This is a genomic window from Adlercreutzia agrestimuris, assembly GCF_943193125.1.
GTDB lineage: Bacteria > Actinomycetota > Coriobacteriia > Coriobacteriales > Eggerthellaceae > Xiamenia > Xiamenia agrestimuris.
In genome coordinates this window covers 405308-420903 of record NZ_CALPCX010000001.1, presented here as the reverse complement: position 1 = coordinate 420903, position 15596 = coordinate 405308, and the positions used below count along the sequence as shown (strand labels likewise).

The following is a 15596-nucleotide window of genomic DNA, read 5'->3' as shown; positions in this document are numbered from 1 at the left end:
CTCTAAATTACAAACCGAAGACGAGCAACTTTACTAAGCCGAGCACCAAAATGTGACCGGGATAGTAGGCGTAGAAGAACCACTTGAGGGGTTTTCCGCGTGTGCCATTATAGGCAAGCAGGAGCGGAATGCACATGCCGCTACCAACAAAGGCATAAAGCGCATAGGGGAGTTGTACCAGATCAAGCGTAGCAAAGTATGCCAATAATGAGGGAAACCCAATGCTGAAGATAATAAGCAGAATGGCAAAAATTATACGCTCTTTATTATGAGGAACCGCGTGCATGATAAGCACAACAACTGGGCCGATCATGCCCCAGTCGCATTGCGAAGTCACAATTACGATACCCACAAACGCAATCCAGAAAAGCGTGCGATTGTGCATGTGGTCGTAGAGATGCATTGCAAGCAGACTCAGGAGCAGCGTGAAAAGCACGTTTGCTTCAAACGCCACCAAAAAGAGGCTGAAAGGAATTTGCGAGATAAGGGCAAAGATAAAAAGCCTTAGCGCGTATTTGCGAATATTCGACGTATGTTTGTAGCCCTCTACGAGCAAAAATGCCATGGTGGGAAACGTGATGCCTCCAATGGCAAAAAAGATGAAACTCACCTCAAAGGGGAGATAGGCGTTAAAGATGTACGCGGCATGATTACATGTCATGCCAACAATGGCGAAGATTTTAAGCGCGAAAGAAGAGAGACCTTTTTGGGGAGTAGATGCTTGCGAGAGATGTTGACTGGTCATGTGAGATCCAAAACTATAGGAATTCCTTGTGACGTTCACAATTGTTTACGAGTGTCAAAGTATACTAAATTTGTCGTAGTTCATGCTGCTTGATAGACGACGTTCAGGCAACAACGTGTAACTAACAAAATGCACCAAAGCGCTCGGTATATCTGAGGGATTGACATGATTAAAGATCAAGAAAATTCGCAAGCGTTTTCTTCGCCCTCTGCTCATGCTGTCATTCTTCACCCCTTTCTTGCGTTTGTTGTTGCTTTTGTTTTGACGCTGTTTGTGTTTCAAACCATTCCTGCTTCAACGCCTGTATGGTCGCTGTTTCAAGGTTTGCTCTTAAGTGCAATTTTGCTGGTCATCATAAAGTTTTCAGACAAACGAGCCTTGGCAAAACCTGCATCTTCAGGGGTGCTTGGTCGTTGGGTGATATATGTGTTGCTGGTTGCGGCCATTAGCGGCTTGGTGACTTTTTATGTGACAAATGGCAGTTTGCGCGGGCTTGACCAGGGCGTGCTCATTATGCGCACGTTTGTTGTATGCGGCGTTTGCCTGGTTACGGGCATTTTTGAGGAAGCACTGTTCCGAGTGCTGGTTATTAACGCTTTTTCGCGCATCCAATGGCCAGGAAAGGTTACGAACCCCAAATTCAAAGCTGCAATTCTTTCCGCGTTACTCTTTGGGTTCTTGCATGTATCAATAGCGGGCGTGACTTCGCCCTATGCGATGGTACAACTTCAGACGTTTATCAAGTTCATTCAAGCGTCGCTGTTTGGATTCATCATGGCGGCGTTTTATATCAAGACGAAATCGCTCTGGTCTATAGCGGCAATGCACGCTGTTTTCGACATCCTCTATCTTGGTCCGGTGATGATGGCGTACGGTATTCCAGCCTCACTGGTGACCAACGAGCCGGTGAATCTCATTTTGTTGGCGGTCACCTCTGCGCTGCTGCTTGCACCTGCTATCTCCGCAGGTCAGATGCTAAGTGAGACAAGTCCGGACATGTGTGAGCGCGAGGAAATCTGCGCATATGAATAAAAGTACTTGCTTCGTTAAGGTAAGTACGATAAGATAAACGACGCTTTTCGTGTTCTTGCGAAGCATTTGCGGGCGTGGCGGAATTGGCAGACGCGTACGGTTCAGGTCCGTATGGGGGCAACCCCATGAAGGTTCAAGTCCTTTCGCCCGCACCATTTTCAAAGATACGCCAGTCAAGTTTCCTTGGCTGGCTTTTTTGTTGCAGCAGACTTGTAGCGACAACCTAGCTGCCGCAGTTTTGCTGCCCGCGTTCGCCTGTTTCGACATAATGTTGCTTTGAACTGGGGGTATGGCGAAATCTGGCGAATGAGGGCGACGAGCTGGCGAATCTGTGCAACGTTATTATTACGGCGATGAACTAAAATTTGGCGGTTCTTGGCGAACTTTGGCAGGGAATGTGCCCAATTAGGCGGTTTTTGAAGGACGACCCACCTAATCGGCAACTTTTCCAGCCATTTTGAGGCCCAATCCACCTAATCGGACACTTTTCCTGCCAAAGTTTGGTGTTTTATAGAAAGTTTTATAAACAAGAGAGATGCAGCGGCTGTTTCTGCGTGGATGAACAGCCGCTGCGTTTTGTATACGAAGTATGCGTGTTTGAGTTGGCGGCATTACACGTTGAAGGCGCGTTCGACCGCATCATATTGCGCGAGGCTTTGTGCACGCGTTGGCGTGAGGTAGGTTTTAGAGTAAAAGTAGACATCCCCGTTGGTTGCCTGAATTCGCTCAATGTCGTCGGCGCGTCCCTGATCAAGCGCGCTTGCAAATGCAGCCTCTACTGCTTCGGCGTCCATAAGAAATGGCGGATTTGCAAGATTGGTAATGGCCATAGGGCGAGGGTAGGTGCGCGATTCATCTCGGACGCATTCAATAAAGGCAGCAACAGGGTCATTTTCTGCAGCAAGGTATGACCAGCGCGCATAGGTGTCAGTCATGACGCGCGAATCGTAGAGATAATAGCTGTTTGCGCCCATGAGGAGGCGAATGTCGATGCATTCAGGGTAGCTCTCGCGAGGGTCGGGTGCGGGACTAGGCTCGGGCTCGGGCGCTGGCTTGACCGCGGTGTCGGACGCTGGCTCAAGCTCGGGCTCGGGCGCGATGTCCTCTTCTGCAACTTCCAAAGGTGCTTTTGCGCGCCGCTTAAAGCCTGACATTCCTACTGCGCGGCCTGGAGAAGACGAGTATTTAGAATGAGTATGCGGATTTACGCGCCGCCGAGCATTGTGGGCGCCATCAGGTGAAACACTAGAAGCTTCGCCAGCAGCATCTTCCGATGATGAGGGCTCTAATGGCGCAAGCGACTGATCTAAGTTACAAGCCTGTTGGTATTCCATGAGATGGTCATAGACTTCCATCTCAAGATCTTCGCACGTCATAAAGCTTGGCACGATTCCGCATGCTTCCCAATCAGCGGGAGTGAGCAGCCTGCTTGCCTGCGAATATGCGCGCGCCACGTCAAGCGCGTGCGCAATAGCAGCCGCGCGGGCTTCGGGCGTGTCAACATCAAGAGTGTCAGCCTCGGCTACGTCTGCTTCATCGGCACTGAGAGGTGTATTTGCTCCATCAACTTGTGGGAGCAATTCGGAAATGTCTTCACCTGCTTCTTGAGCAGCTAAAAGCTCAATAACTGCCTGGCGAATCTCTTCTTCTTCGCTCATGCCTGCTCACCACCGGCAATAACGGGCTGCGCTGCTTCTTCGTCATCCCAGTCTGCCATGAGCAGATCAGTGCGAATATCGCGAAGCGAGCAATGCTCACACATGAGGCAAGCAACAGAATAGGTATCGCAGGGAACAATCGCGTCAAGCTCTGCAAGCGACGCACCAGAGCGCACCCAGAAATCTCCAACAAGCGCGCGGATTGCCTCCACCGCAAACGTAAGCGTGTTAGCCTTGTTTGCGGGCACGCCGTCTACTGCTGTACGAATGTCCTCGGTTGTGATGGTAAGCGCCTCATCAAGGGTTTTGCCCTCAATCATCGCACACGCCGCGCTTGCGCAACCGGTCATAGCAAGGCATCCGCGTGTCTTAAATCCAGCAGCCTCAATGATGCGTGTCTCGGGATTAATCCGTGCGAACAGACGAAAGGCAACTTCGCCGCGTTTTGATTTGCCTACCATGGATTGAGCATTGGCGCCCTCAGGGATGCCGTTGTTTTTGAAATTTGCCACTATGGCAAGCAGTGTATCGGAATATCCCACAACTCCGTTATCGACATTTGTTTGATACACGTCCGCCGTGCGGAGTAGCACCTTTTGCGGAAGCTCGTGGTAAATATCTCTTCCTTCGCTCATGATCAGCCCCTTCTATGTATACGCATGCTTAATAACGTATTTCATGGCGAAAAGATACCATGACAAATCCACTCCAATTACCCTCTTTCAGGTGACGTTGAGAAACGGATTAGTAACCTTAAAAAACTTGTTAGACACGCCCCGATGTAGCGGCGAAGACGGCGCGGGCAAGGGTGGCGGCAAGGCGGGAGATGCCGGCGGCACGCGGCTGCCGAAGGTGATGCCGGCGGCGCGGGCAAGGGTGACGGCGATGTAAGACGCGAGTAACAAAATCGACACTTGTAGTCATAAGCGTACATGAATGAATTATTATGAAGATGCTTGTCTTTGCATGGGGAGGATAGACGGCTCCAGTGCCCGATGTTCTATCGAAGGCAATACTGGATGTGGAGGAGCGCATATGAATGCGGTGTGGAGCGGTATTACTACGCGACTAAAGGTGTTTTGGCCGATGCTGGTAGGCATCGTATGTGCCAGAACTGCACTTATAGTTGCGTGCTATGGAAGTTATTCGTCAACAGATAATGGCATTTTTACCGATGGCGCTATGCTGGTTGTTTGTGTCATCTTGGGTATTCTGCTGGTGGTGTTTGGGCGCTCCCGATCAGAGCTCTCTGCGGATTTTGTTCGCGTGCTGTTCGGCATAAGCGTGGCGCTTGCCGCGGGATGCTCAATTGCGTTGTCGCTGATAGATAGCACTGACGGTACCCTTTTAAGCGAAGGTTTCGCGCTGAGCGTGGTATCCACATTGGCGCTGTCGTTTTGCATGTTTTACTGGTTGCGCAGCTTGCGTGGCTCTGATGAAGTGACAGCGGCGCTTTTTGTGTTCTGTGCTTTTATGGTCAGTGTGGTGTTGGTGTATGCCATTTCATTCGCGCCACTTCGCGTGCAAAACATCATTGGTGCAGTATTGATTGTGTCGCAATTTATCCTGATGGGACCAGCAGAAAAGCATCGACAAATGCTGCCAGGTAGATCACACGGGCGCGCACGCACGTTTTTCACCTTCGCACGAAACAGAATGCAGGACACGCGTTTTTTGGTGGCATGTACGGTTGGCGTAGGTGTTCTGAGCTTTGTTGATGGCTTTCTGCGCGGTTATCCTGATGGGCTGCCAATTGCTTTTACGCCACCGACGCGGTTTGCCTATATGGTGTCGTCTCTGCTGGTATGTGCGTTCATGCTGGTTTTGGTTGTTCGACGCAGAGAACGTGCAATGACCATTTGCTATGTCGTCATTATGGTTTCGCTGGCATCTCTGTCGCTCGTGCTCTTTGGCGCATTTGACCAGCAGTGGGAGATTGGCGCGGTTGCCGTTAACACCCTCAACATTTTAATCTGCGCATATTGCTTCTATGTCATCATTGCTTTTACCAGTTTTGGTGACAGAGACCCCTATGTTTATGCGGCTGTTGGATGGGTGGTCTGTTTTGGATCGCGCTCGGTGGCTCGCATGTTGCTTCTCTATATCTATCCTCTTGCAGGCAATGATTTGTTTATAAACTCCTTGTTGAGTGCGTTGATTCTGCTTTCAGCGTTGGTTGTTTTGATCCAATTTCTTGCAGCTGAACGCGGTGAATACTCGCTTGATATAGAGCGAAGCGAGGCTGAAAAAGCTGAAGTGATTGCGAAGGCGCAACACGATATGGAACTGAGCAACGAAGCGCTTGAACAGGCACAACAGAAACTTCTTGAAACGGTGCGCCAGGCTGCTGATCAGCGATCTGCTGACCTTGAGGCAGCTTATGCGGCATTGATGTTGGCGCGTGCGCAGCGTTGTATTAAGTGCACCGAAGGATGTTCACCCACAACGCCTCTTGCGGATTCTCGCGTGCAAGAGGTTGAAGATGAAGTGCGTGATATAAACCCCGACGCCAGCATAAGCCAAGAAGAGAGCAGAGTTTCGGCAGTGGCGTTTGGAGTAAACGAAGAGTTTGCAGTGCCAAATACCCTGAGTGATTCAATGCGCCGAAGCGTTCGACAGATGGGCGAGCAGTTCTTGCTGTCAGACCGCGAAATGGATGTGCTTATGCTGTATGCGTTGGGGCACACTCAGAAAAAAGTTGCCGAAGAGTTGCACATTACCGCGTCAACAGCGCATACGCACATTAAGTGTATCTATAGCAAGTGCGGCATGCATTCGCGTCAAGAGATTCTGGAATACCTGGAAGCATATAGCGAATAATCTTTGCATACGTATTTTGAGACACTGAAAGCGAGAACCCCGCCCTCGGGATGGAGGCGGGGTTCTCGGGAGACCCTTATGCGGGGTCAGTGCTGGAGGGCGAAATATTATGCGTCAGGTAAAAGTCCCAGTTCTGCCAGGTCTTCTTTGACGTCGGGCATGTCATAGTAGTCAAGACATTCTGCTGTGGGGCAACCAAGTTCAGGATCCCAGCCAAAGCAGTCATATACCATGGTCAAGCCCTTTTGGATGTCTTCTTTGTCCATCTTGTCGGTGCCTTCGGTGAAGACTTCAATGTCAGGATCTTTCGTAAATGGCCACTCGGTATACACGTCGTGAATGTTACGGAAGTCGTTGGTGCCCATGTTTCCGGCTTCGTCAGTCATGCCACGAGCGGTGTTTGCACGTTGCAGCGTCATGATCTTTGCAGCAGCTTTGTAGAGCTCTTCTGTGGTGTACTCTTCGCCCGTAACGGCTTTCATGAACTTCGCTTCAAGATCAAGGTCGCCACGATAGTCGCGCTCTTTTGTCGGGCTCATAGCCATCGGCCATACCCAGTTGCACAAGGTCAGCGAGTCATGAAGCACGTCGGTGACAACGCTCCACCAGACAAAGTTCGCCTTGTACTCGTTCATTGGCGTGTAGTCCTTATCGGGGTCAACCGCCTCTTCGCTACCGAAGATTTCTGCGCCAATTGCCTTCTTAAGCTCAATAGGCAGGCCGCAACCTTGCAGGTTAACAGCTGAGTGGATCATGTCGTCGCGGTTAAACAGCGTGTTGTAGAGCATGCCAACCTGACCGAAGCATTCCTGTGAATGGTGCACCGGCCAGCCGCGCGGGCTGATCATGCAAGAGGCAACGGTGTCATTCCACTTCGTGTCGTCCCAGCGCTCTGTCCATACATAGGTGCCATGTCCAACATAAGCAAGTTCTGAGTCGTTCTGAGCAATCTTAGTAAGCAAAGCCGGCATTTTTGAAGGATCATTGTTAATAAACATATCCCAGTCAATTGAGTTGTATTCCTCTTCAGGAAGAACGCGCTCAAAAACACCAGTTGCATAGCAGTGAGCGATATCACGATACAGCTGTGCATAGTTACACCACAGACCCAAGTCGTCCACGGTAGAACCAATAACCTGGTTCCAAATGAGGGATTCTTCGCTATCATCTTTAACAGTGGTGTTGTCGCCCAAAATGCCAATCATATATTTGAAGGGGAAGTTTGGTACGCACGTATTACCGGTGGTTTCGTAGCCGCCATCTGCGGCAACTTCGCCAACGCGCATGTCTGAATAGCAGTGGATCGGGCAGCCGTGGCAACCATTCATCTTGATGGTGTATTGCTCAGCAGCCGGACCGTCGTCCTTTGTTGACTTCATGCAACGATAGCCAACTGTGTTGATCTCGCCTGGCTTAGGTTCGCCGGTATTGATGGGACCACCTTCAGCAAGTGCCCAGTACAGACCATCACGAGCGGTCCAACGTGATCCTTTGTCGAAGTATTCAGCCCACTCTTGCTGAGTTGACGGGACAACGTGGTTGTTGTTTGATCCAACGATATCGCGAAGCATGTAGTCAGACAAATTCGCTAACTCTTCAGGATCGGCTACATAAATAGGCTTCGTACCGCGAACAACCAGCGCCTTGATTTTCTTTGAACCCATAACGGCGCCCAAGCCAGCACCGGCTGAGTGGTTACGTGAGTTGATCAAGCAGGAATAGGGAAGCAGGTTTTCACCAGCGGGGCCGATAGTTGCAACGCAAAAGTCCGTGCCTTCGCGACGTGAAAGCGCCTCAGTGGTGGCGCGGGTGCCAAGACCCCATACTTTGTCAGCGGACTTGATTTCAACATCGTCGTCATCAATCTTGAGATATACCGGCTCGTCGGATGCGCCTTCCAAAATAACGGCGTCATAGCCAGCTTTCTTGATGCCAGCGCCAAGCATACCGCCGCAGTGAGCATCAACAACTTGATGGTCTTTGGTATAGGTTGAAAGTGAACAAATAGTTGTACGTCCTGCCAGGGGTACGCCTGATGCAGTCAGCGGACCAACGGCGAAAACAACTTTATTCTCAACAGAGAGCGGGTCGGTGCCAGCGGGCACTTCGTCGTACATGATCTTATTCGCCAGGCCCATACCGCCGATATAGTCTTTATAAGGTTCGGTTGATTCGGTGGTGATGGTTCCATCGGTCAGGTTGACCCTCAGGATGCGTCCGGTCCAGCCATACGACTTGGTCGGGTCCAGTTTCGTGTCTGCCATGATGAAGCTCCAAATCTCTTCGTGTGCTCTTTGTTGCGCGGCACGTCGGTAATCTGGAGTTGTCGTTGCTTTGTACTATAAATGAGGGGAAAACAGGGTACGTCCCCGAAATGAGGGGACAAAATATGACGAATCGTTGACGAGAGTTTTACCAAGAGCAAGCAGGGAGAAAACGTCTTCAAAAACCCCTCAATTAGGGTACACAAACCCTCCATTGATGGTTAATATGCTCATCGTTGCGCGGCGTTAGTAATCTCGAGTTCTCTACTGAGCGAAATATTAGAGCGAGGGGAGTTCACGATGACTGACACCCATAAAAATGAATCGGTAGAGCCAAAGGTCACACCTTCTGAGGCTTCTACGACTTCTACTACTACTGAAGCAGCTGCGCAGACAGCAGCTTCTGACGCGAAGGCTACAGCTGCTACTGCACCTGTAACTGACACTTCTGCAACTACTTCTGAGGCAGAGCCCAAACACTCAAACTTTACCCGTCGATCAGTTCTTGCTATGGCTGGATGCGGCGTTGCTGGTTTGGTAGTTGGTGGCGTCTTGGCTTCCTGGGGAGTAACCAGCCAAGCCATTGCCTCTGGACGCATTGATCTGCGTACCACCCCAACAAAGATGATTGTGACCGACCGTGCCCGTTGCTCGGGTTGCCAGCGTTGCGAAATGATGTGCACGCTGAAAAACGATGGCGTTACCCAGCAATCAATCTCACGCGTTCATGTGTGGGAGCACTATAACTTCGGCGAAGGCGTAGGAACCGGCGGCGGCATTTTTGCTGACTGTCAATTCACCGTGCAAGGTTGTTTGCAATGCGCTGACCCGCAATGCGCAAAGTACTGCCCGGTTCATGCAATTTATGCTGATCCCGAAACAGGCGCACGTGTTGTTGACGACGAAGTGTGCATTGGTTGCGGCATGTGCACCGCTGCATGCCCTTGGAATATGCCGCGCGTAAATGCACAAACAGGCACTTCAACCAAATGCATCTCATGCGGCCGTTGTGCCGAGCAGTGCCCCAACGGTGCAATCAAGTTTGTTGATTGGGAAGACATTGCACAAAAGGTACTGGATAACGGAGTTGTTTCAACCGCAACGCTGATTCCAGATGCCACCCTCGTCGAAGGTTTGTCGTAGGCGAATTCGCCAATCGATATACCTTCTAATAGAGAGGATAGAGCAATGATGACTAAGGCAATTACCAGGCGTGGATTTGTAGCCGCCAGTGCTGCCACTGCTGCGTTAGCAGCATCGGGCACGTCACTGTATGGCTGCGCATCGGACGCTGCGGAAGCCGCCGAACATACCGCTTCGGTTGTCAACACGCAGTGCAGCGCCTGTCCTAAACAGTGCGGATATGCCGCATATGTAGTTGACGGATCCTTGGATAAAGTGATCGGCAACTCAACCCATCCGTATGCTGCAGGAACGCTGTGTGCGCGTGGCTTTGGTTCTGCAACCGCATCTCAGGTTGAAGAACGACTCAACACGCCGCTTCGCAAGAATGCAGCTGGATTCTATGACGAAATTGACTGGGATACCGCAATCACTGAGATTGCTGCGAATCTCAAAACCATCGCAACCGACCAAGGTCCACAAGCAATTGCTGCTATTACCGATGGTACCTCCACAGCGCAGTGGTATACCACGCGTTTGTTGGCGGCCTTCGGAAGCCCGAACAGCTACGTGAGTGCTTCTGCGGCGAATAGTTCAATTGCTTCAGGATTAGCGCTGGCCACTGGTTATAGCGCTTATGAGCCTGATTATGCTCATGCGAAGGTGCTTGTCATTTTAGGCGCAAGTGTTATTGACGCTCCTGACCCTGGAACAGTGGCAGGATTGGAAGCCGCAAAAGAGGCTGGCGCTCAAATTGTGATGGTAGATAGCCGCTTGAGCCAATCTTCCAGCTTGGCCACTGAGTTTATGGGCGTTCGCGCTGGTACTGAGCTTGCGCTTGTATTGTCGCTTGCGCACGAGCTGCTTAACGACGCAGCTTTATATCAAGCTGCAGCTGCCACCATGGAAGGTCTTGCTGAGTGGAAAGCTGCTCTGAGTGACTATACGCCTGCATGGGCAGCTGAAATAACCGGCGTCCCAGCAGATGCAATTGTGTCACTTGCGAAGTCTTTGGCTAATGCAGCGCCGGCCGCATGTATTGACGTGACCTGGATGGCAATGTTTGGTGGCTCGTATGCCAACACGGGCGAACTTGCTCGTGCGGTTGCACTTACAAACACCGTTTTGGGATGCTGGAATACTCAGGGCGGCGCATATGTTGCAGCCCCTGTTGACTGGACAAGTTGCGCTTTTGCTCCAGTTGCAACTACCGCAACCGACATCACGGCAACCGAAGCTCCGCTGGCAGTTGACGGATCAGCTGCAACGCTTATTCGCCTTGCACATGATGGCAGTGTAGGCGGCCTGGTTTTGGTGGATGCAAATATTGTGGCTGAATATCCCGACCCCGCCTATGTTGAACAGGCGCTGGCAGCTTGTTCGCTCACGGTGGCAGTGACGCCAATCATGACAGAAACGGCGCAGCAGTGCACCTATGTGCTTCCCGAATTAGAGTGGAGCGAAAGCGCTCAGATCCCTGTGGTCTCAGGCGCAAAGACGCCGGTTGTAACAGTGTCGTCTGCAGTAGTTGAGCCGGCTGTTGATAATGCTTGGTCAGTAGCTGATATTATGACCGCCGTGGCACAATCAGCTGGTGTTTCTACACCATTCCCGCAGACGGTTGAAGAAGCTGCAGAGGCGTTGTGCTCTTGCTTGGGCACCAACTACGATGGCGCTTGCACGGTTGGTACGGTTTCTTGTAACGTTGCCGCACCTGAGGTACAAGCTGGTGCTTGGCCGACCGCAAGTGGCAAGGTTGAGTGCGTAAGTGCTGCAGCCGATGCTGCTGGCGTGAGCGCTTGCCCGGTATGGGTTGCTCCCACTGCTTCAGATGAGACCGAAGGTTTGTATCGTCTGACAACAGGAAATCAGGCGCTGTTGTTCGCCACCGAATTAACCAACTTAGCGCCGCTTGCAGACATTGCCAAAGAGTACGACCTGGAAGGCATTTGGATTAATGCTGACGAGGCTTCGCGCGCAGGCATTGCAGAAGGCGACAAGGTTACGATATCCAATGATCATGCAACCGCCACGCTCAACGCGCACGTTACGCAGCTGATTGAGCCTTCGGCAGTTTATATGGCTTGCCACTATGGTGTTGAAAACGAAGACGAAAAGAATGCGAATGACTTAGGTGTTCGTCAGGCAAGCTTTGTACCATTTGCCCTTGAGACCGGCTACGGCGCACCGCTTTTGCAGGAGAGCATGGTCACGATAACGAAGGCAGGTGCATGATGACACGCTATGGAATGTTGATCGACACGACCAAATGCATTGGCTGCTATAGCTGTCGTACGGCGTGTCAGAGGCAGAACGATCTTCTGCCCGATGAAGGATTTATTCGCTACGAGCACAAAGAGACCGGAACGTATCCGACGGTCAGCGTAGAGTCTGTGCCGCTGCAATGCATGCATTGCGAAGATGCTCCCTGTGCAAGTGTGTGCCCAACCGGTGCTGCGCATATGGGTGCTGATGGTATTGTCGAGGTTGACCAGGGTCGATGCATCGGATGTCTGTATTGCATGTCTGCGTGCCCTTATCAGGTGCGCGTGCGCAATTCCAAGACTGGTGCTGTTGATAAGTGCCGTTTCTGCGCGGTGCAAACTGAAAACGGTACGACGTCTTGTACCTGCGTAGAGGCTTGCCCGACGCATGCTCGTATTTTTGGAGACTTGGATGATCCGAACTCAGAATTGTCGAAGGCAATTGTTGAGCGCGATGCTCATCCGATTGCGGGCGATTTAACGCGCGCGAAGATCTATTACGTGAGGTGATTGAGATGACCTACGAACCCATTTGGGGATCCATCATTGCGTGGTATCTCTTCTTAGCTGGTTTGGGTGGTGGCGCCTTCGTCACATCCGTATTTATCCGCTTCCGCCATCCGGAATGCAAGAAGCTCATTTTTGTGGGGCACATTATTGCGCCAGTTGTAGTCATCATTGGCTTGTGCTTGTTGATGGCTGACGCTTACGCAGGATTTACGCACCCGCTGCGTTTCGCTTTGTTGCTGACGAACTTTGGCTCCGTTATGACCTGGGGTGTTGTGTTCCTGGCGGTGTTTGTGGTGGTTGCACTTATTGTGCTCATCATGGACTTCATGCACAAAGAAAGCCCGAAATGGCTTGATATCATTGGCATGATCATGGGCATTTGTGTGGCCGTATACACTGGCTGCTTGCTGGGTGTGTGCCAAGGATTCCCGCTGTGGAACAATGCAATACTGCCGATTCTGTTTTTGGTATCTGCTATGTCAACTGGTATGGCTGCTGTACTGTTGGCTGGTGTGTTTGTGGCGCCAGCTGAGTTTAACGCTGTCGTGTCGCTGAAGAAGTTTCACTTCTGGCTGCCAGTTGTTGAGATCGTGCTGGTTATGGCGCTGCTGTTTATCACGGCCGCAAACCCCTCGCAAGCTGGCTGGGATAGTGTCATGACGTTGCTGAGCGGCTCATGGGCAATCGCGTTTTGGGTGCTCTTTATTGCGATCGGTTTGGTTATTCCGATTGCGCTTGAATGCTGGATGCTCTGGTTTGCTGGTCACGAGATGGAGACTTCTCGTACCGGGCAGATGATCAGCGGATTCTCTGATCTTGGTGTACTGATTGGTGGCTTTGTGCTTCGTCTGCTGATTGTGAGTGCAGCACTTCCGATCACGATCGTGCAACCGTGGATTTTCTAGTGTGCGCATAGCGGTTCGCACAGCAATATAAAGCAGTAGGCTCTTCGTGCCTCGCTCGGAAAGGTGCAGCTCACAAGGTAGCTGCACCTTTCTTTTACGGCAATGGGGGTTGACCTGCGACAACAGCAAAATAGGGCGAAATTTGCCGAGACTGGTGCGAGACTGTGTGAATCTGAGCAAAGCTGTGTGGGTCTGCGCGAGACTGGTGCAGGTCTGTGCAAACCTGCGCAAAGCTGGTGCAAATCTGGTGCAACGATTTTGTTACAGAGATGAACAAAAATATGGCGGTTTTTGACGAACTTTGGCAGGGAATGTGCCCGATTAGGCGGTTTTTGGAGGACGACCCACCTAATCGGCGACTTTTCCAGCCATTTTGAGGCCCAATCCACCTAATCAGGCACTTTTCCTGCCAAAGTTTGGTGTTTTATAGAAAGTTTTATCACACCGCTCATTCCGACAGCCGCCTGAACAGGGTGAACACCAGCCCGGCCGGGGGCGTCTGATCAGTGCGACCACCAGCTCGGTGCGCGCATTTTCGCCATCTTCCTAGGTCGCAGCAGGGTGATCACGCGCGTAATGCAGGTCGCGCCGGTGTTGTTAACTTCCTGGCATCTCTTGGTCGCCGTCTGAAAACTTTTCGACCGCATCCAAAAGTTCCTGCTTGCTGTTTACGCCGGTTTTTGCATAGATGTGTCGAACGTGGGTTTTTACAGTTCCAGTTGTGACGAACAGCTCATTTGCTACGTACGGCAAAGATCGACCGCGTACCAGATAGCCAAGAATTTCTGTTTCGCGGGCAGTAAGACCGTGCATTTTCGCGAAGGTTGTTTCGTCAACAAGGGGTGGCGTACTTGTGCCGGAGGGCGAAGAGGCAACAGGTTCATCGCTTGGTGTAGCGCGTTTGGGAACAAGTGCAAGTAACATGAAAAAGAGGCCGAGCACGCTTGCGCCGCAGGTGATATCAAGCACCAGCGAATAAGCTCCGAACCACGTAAAAAGCAGCTTGCCTAATAAGTTGCCAGCAAGCAAGACGCCAGCAATAACCGCTTGGGCAACACTAAAAGACAGGAGTGGAGACAAGCCTTCAGATCTTGTTGTACGTGTGACGATTACATAAATGAGCGGTTGCAAAAAAATCGCACATCCTTGAATGAGAGCGCCTCCAACAGCCAAGCCTCTCGTGCCAAGGATCATGATCAGAATCAGCCCAACCACCGTGAATGTGATGGTAATGCGGTAGAGCTGAGAAACGGCGAACGCCTCGCGGCTTGCAGTGAACGGGATGAGCGCCATGAGCGCTATAAAGCTGCATACAGCAATACCTCCAGGAAAGAGGCTTGCAGCATCGTCGTAGGATGTGCCCATGATGAGAGAGGCGATGGTGCTTCCAATAAAAGATGCTACTACGATAATGCCGATAGTCCTCCAAGGTAAAATGCGCGATTCCCAAATGCCTGCCGTGACCTCGCCCGGCATTGATTGTGGTTCAGTTGAATGTGGCTGAGGGAACACCTCGCGAGATCTGTCGTGGCGAGCGGACGCGTCTTTGAGCCACAACAGCCATGAAAGAATGGGAAGCAGTGCAGCAATGATTCCTGCAACATGAGCAGGTAAGACGTTAAGTACAAGATAAAGCGCATATGCGGCAAGAAACGACAGAAGGATGATGCTGGAAACATCATGCGATTCGAGCGAATACCGCGTGCCCCAAGCTGCACCAAGAATTGTTGCTGCAACGCCGCTCGCAATACCGCAAGCAATAAGCAAGATGAGATTGTTTGAGGCGAGGGTAATTGGAAGCGAAAAGGTTGCCGCAGTAAGCAACACCGCACAAGCAAATAGGGTAGCGCGCCCAACAGAGAGCGCATATTTGCGTGTTGCTAGCAGCAAAAAAGCTGCGAAAATAACGACGGTTGCTTGCGATACGAAGAAGCCCATCTCAAGTTTAATGTCAGTGAAGAGAGTTTCTGATGGCAAGATTTCGGGAATGAAGATGGGGCTCAGGTAAGCAAGAAACCCCCATGCCCAAAGTGCGCTTGAGCCAATAATGACTGTTGCCCATGAGCGTTTTCCACCAATGGCTTTCATGTGAGCCTGATGAGTCTTCATGCTGTTATTCCCTCCTTATATGAATAGTAGCGCAAGGGCATGCCTGTGAACTCGGCATTTCAAAAAGTCTTTAATAAGATGCCTTTCTGATCAGGTGCTTTGTAAAAATCTACCCTTTCGGTAGATGGCTGATCCCTTCCTGACATGTCAAACTCCGCCTCAATGTG

The 15596-nt window shown here is 51.2% G+C and carries 11 protein-coding genes and 1 tRNA gene; 7 read left to right on the top strand and 5 right to left on the bottom strand.

Annotated elements, in window-relative coordinates; genetic code table 11:
• Positions 1-7: 7 nt before the first annotated feature.
• Entirely contained in the window at positions 8-745 is a 738-nt protein-coding gene (locus NFR28_RS01710) for a TraX family protein (RefSeq protein WP_251178108.1), read from the bottom strand.
• 165 nt (positions 746-910) lie between these two features.
• Between NFR28_RS01710 and NFR28_RS01705 the strand changes: the two genes are divergently transcribed.
• Both NFR28_RS01705 and NFR28_RS01700 read left to right on the top strand, forming a co-directional pair.
• A complete protein-coding gene (locus tag NFR28_RS01705; protein ID WP_251178107.1) occupies positions 911-1777 on the top strand; it encodes a CPBP family intramembrane glutamic endopeptidase in 867 nt (288 codons plus the stop codon).
• 68 nt (positions 1778-1845) lie between these two features.
• Positions 1846-1932 (top strand) — tRNA-Leu (locus NFR28_RS01700).
• Positions 1933-2388: 456 nt separating this feature from the next.
• On the opposite strand, the gene NFR28_RS01695 is transcribed toward NFR28_RS01700, so the two are convergent.
• Together NFR28_RS01695 and NFR28_RS01690 are read right to left on the bottom strand one after the other, a co-directional pair.
• On the bottom strand, positions 2389-3435 hold the full coding sequence (locus NFR28_RS01695) for a hypothetical protein (protein WP_251178106.1): 1047 nt from the start codon (positions 3433-3435) through the stop codon (positions 2389-2391).
• The gene (locus NFR28_RS01690) at positions 3432-4070 is read right to left on the bottom strand and encodes an iron-sulfur cluster assembly scaffold protein (RefSeq protein ID WP_251178105.1); all 639 of its coding nucleotides are present in this window, start codon (positions 4068-4070) and stop codon (positions 3432-3434) included. Before NFR28_RS01690 ends, NFR28_RS01695 begins: the two co-directional genes overlap by 4 nt.
• A 400-nt stretch (positions 4071-4470) precedes the next feature.
• Between NFR28_RS01690 and NFR28_RS01685 the strand changes: the two genes are divergently transcribed.
• A complete protein-coding gene (locus NFR28_RS01685; RefSeq protein ID WP_251178104.1) occupies positions 4471-6255 on the top strand; it encodes a helix-turn-helix transcriptional regulator in 1785 nt (594 codons plus the stop codon).
• 107 nt (positions 6256-6362) lie between these two features.
• Here NFR28_RS01685 and NFR28_RS01680 read toward each other — a convergent pair whose 3' ends face one another.
• A complete protein-coding gene (locus NFR28_RS01680) occupies positions 6363-8519 on the bottom strand; it encodes an aldehyde ferredoxin oxidoreductase (protein WP_251178103.1) in 2157 nt (718 codons plus the stop codon).
• Between the two features lie 300 nt (positions 8520-8819).
• On the opposite strand from NFR28_RS01680, the gene NFR28_RS01675 reads away from it, so the two are divergent.
• Genes NFR28_RS01675 through nrfD form a run of 4 tightly spaced genes read left to right on the top strand, consistent with a single transcriptional unit; the run spans position 8820 to position 13320 of the window.
• Complete coding sequence (locus NFR28_RS01675; RefSeq protein ID WP_251178102.1) at positions 8820-9662, top strand: 4Fe-4S binding protein; 843 nt, start codon at positions 8820-8822, stop codon at positions 9660-9662.
• A gap of 45 nt (positions 9663-9707) precedes the next feature.
• Complete coding sequence (locus tag NFR28_RS01670) at positions 9708-11876, top strand: molybdopterin-containing oxidoreductase family protein (RefSeq protein WP_251178101.1); 2169 nt, start codon at positions 9708-9710, stop codon at positions 11874-11876.
• Positions 11876-12415 (top strand): 4Fe-4S dicluster domain-containing protein, encoded by a 540-nt coding sequence (locus NFR28_RS01665; RefSeq protein WP_251178394.1) that lies wholly within the window; start codon positions 11876-11878, stop codon positions 12413-12415. The genes NFR28_RS01670 and NFR28_RS01665 overlap by 1 nt, the downstream gene beginning before the upstream one ends.
• 5 nt (positions 12416-12420) lie before the next feature.
• On the top strand, positions 12421-13320 hold the full coding sequence (nrfD, locus tag NFR28_RS01660) for an NrfD/PsrC family molybdoenzyme membrane anchor subunit (protein WP_251178100.1): 900 nt from the start codon (positions 12421-12423) through the stop codon (positions 13318-13320).
• A gap of 597 nt (positions 13321-13917) precedes the next feature.
• On the opposite strand, the gene NFR28_RS01655 is transcribed toward nrfD, so the two are convergent.
• Entirely contained in the window at positions 13918-15429 is a 1512-nt protein-coding gene (locus tag NFR28_RS01655) for a helix-turn-helix transcriptional regulator (RefSeq protein ID WP_251178099.1), read from the bottom strand.
• Positions 15430-15596: the final 167 nt, after the last annotated feature.

Coding starts and splice junctions, on each gene's coding strand:
- NFR28_RS01670 (WP_251178101.1), top strand. CDS start 9,708: ATGATGACTAAGGCAATTACCAGGCGTGGATTTGTAGCCGCCAGTGCT.
- NFR28_RS01675 (WP_251178102.1), top strand. CDS start 8,820: ATGACTGACACCCATAAAAATGAATCGGTAGAGCCAAAGGTCACACCT.
- NFR28_RS01705 (WP_251178107.1), top strand. CDS start 911: ATGATTAAAGATCAAGAAAATTCGCAAGCGTTTTCTTCGCCCTCTGCT.
- NFR28_RS01690 (WP_251178105.1), bottom strand. CDS start 4,070: ATGAGCGAAGGAAGAGATATTTACCACGAGCTTCCGCAAAAGGTGCTA.
- NFR28_RS01680 (WP_251178103.1), bottom strand. CDS start 8,519: ATGGCAGACACGAAACTGGACCCGACCAAGTCGTATGGCTGGACCGGA.
- NFR28_RS01665 (WP_251178394.1), top strand. CDS start 11,876: ATGACACGCTATGGAATGTTGATCGACACGACCAAATGCATTGGCTGC.
- NFR28_RS01695 (WP_251178106.1), bottom strand. CDS start 3,435: ATGAGCGAAGAAGAAGAGATTCGCCAGGCAGTTATTGAGCTTTTAGCT.
- nrfD (WP_251178100.1), top strand. CDS start 12,421: ATGACCTACGAACCCATTTGGGGATCCATCATTGCGTGGTATCTCTTC.
- NFR28_RS01655 (WP_251178099.1), bottom strand. CDS start 15,429: ATGAAGACTCATCAGGCTCACATGAAAGCCATTGGTGGAAAACGCTCA.
- NFR28_RS01685 (WP_251178104.1), top strand. CDS start 4,471: ATGAATGCGGTGTGGAGCGGTATTACTACGCGACTAAAGGTGTTTTGG.
- NFR28_RS01710 (WP_251178108.1), bottom strand. CDS start 745: ATGACCAGTCAACATCTCTCGCAAGCATCTACTCCCCAAAAAGGTCTC.